We start from the raw sequence: 1,519 nt of genomic DNA, 5'->3' as shown, positions 1-1,519 counted from the left end.
CAATGCCGCTTACTTAAGCGGCATGATGATCGGAAGGTCCGACGTATCGACTGTGGCCAGGGGCGGCGGAGGCGTTGAGGCTAGAGTGATCGGGTGGCCTTTCCTTCCGCTCGTCCGCCGAGTTTTGCCGATGGTATTTCGATCGGTGTGTTGACCAGGTTGTTTCATCGGGATCTGGTCGACGAGGTGGTCGCGGAGACTCGGAAGCGTGAGCGGCGCGCGCGGTTGTTGCCTGCGCGGGTGATGGTGTATTACGTGCTGGCTTTGACGTTGTTCTTCGACGACGCCTATGAAGAGGTGATGCGGAAGCTGGTGAACGGCCTCCGTTTTCTGGGCACGTGGCGTGACGGCTGGGTGGTGCCGACGACGGGTGCGATCTCGAAGGCGCGGGCACGATTGGGGGAAGCCCCGTTGCGGTTGTTGTTCGACCGGGTGGCGCTCCCGTTGGCGGTGCCGGGGACACGCGGCGCCTGGTTCCACGGGTGGCGTGTGATGGCCGTGGACGGCGTGGTCGTGGACGTCGCGGACACGCCGGAGAACGTGAAGACGTTCGGGAAGATGCCGCTGGGGAAGACGGACAACGCGTTTCCGCAGATCCGTGTGGTCGGCCTCGGGGAATGCGGGACCCACGCGATCGTGGCCGCCGCCGTGGACGGCTGGGCGACCGGCGAACGAGAATTGTTCGCCCGATTTCTCGACGCGGTCGAACCGGACATGCTGATCCTGGCGGACCGCGGATTCTACGGCTACGACCTGTGGTCCAAGGTCGCCGAGACCGGCGCCGCCCTGGTCTGGCGGGTCAAGGACCAGGTCGACCTGCCAGTGCTCGAATGGTGTCCGGACGGGTCGTACCGGGCCGAACTGCTGCCCCCGGGAATGCGCCAGCAGGTCAAGGCCGGACGGAAATCCCCGCTTCCCGCCGGGATGGCGATCCCGGTCCGCGTGATCGAGTACACGGTGACCGGCCGCGGCGACGCGCCGGACGTGATCCGCCTGGTCACCTCGATCCTCGACCACGAACTCGCCCCCGCGGTCGAGATCGCCGCGCTGTATCAACAACGGTGGGAATTCGAGACCACCCTGGACGAGATCGAGACCCACCAGATGCCCGCATCCCGCGTACTACGGTCAAGACTGCCGGAACTGGTCCTCCAGGAAGTCTGGGCCACGCTGCTGACCCATTACGCGATACGCAGCTTCATGACCGAGGCAGCCGACGACCTCGGCGAGGACGTCGACCGCCTGTCCTTCATCCGCGCCGTCCGCGTAATCCGCCGCCAGGTACTCAACCAGGCGGGCTTTTCCCCCTCAACGATTAGCCGAGGCGGTCAGGGAGACGCTTGACGAGATCAACCGCCACCTCAACCCGCACCGCCGCAACCGAACCTGCCCAAGAGTCGCCAAACGATCCCCATCCGGCTCCCGACGCACCAAAAAGCCACACCACCGCCCCATCAAGCATGACGGCCCACCCGCAGTGCACATCTTCAGCCCAACCAGCCTTAAGTAAGCGGCATTG

1 protein-coding gene is annotated in these 1,519 nt (G+C 65.2%); it reads left to right on the top strand.

What is annotated here, in order from left to right:
* Positions 1–93 precede the first annotated feature (93 nt).
* Positions 94–1,344, top strand: coding sequence for an IS4 family transposase (locus tag ABD126_RS38530; protein WP_343940637.1), 1,251 nt, complete (start codon positions 94–96; stop codon positions 1,342–1,344).
* Positions 1,345–1,519 lie beyond the last annotated feature (175 nt).

Origin of the sequence: Saccharothrix mutabilis subsp. mutabilis, assembly GCF_039521145.1 — a bacterium.
GTDB lineage: Bacteria > Actinomycetota > Actinomycetes > Mycobacteriales > Pseudonocardiaceae > Actinosynnema > Actinosynnema mutabilis.
Note: the sequence above shows the minus strand (reverse complement) of the source record. Positions and strands in the feature narration are given on the sequence as shown.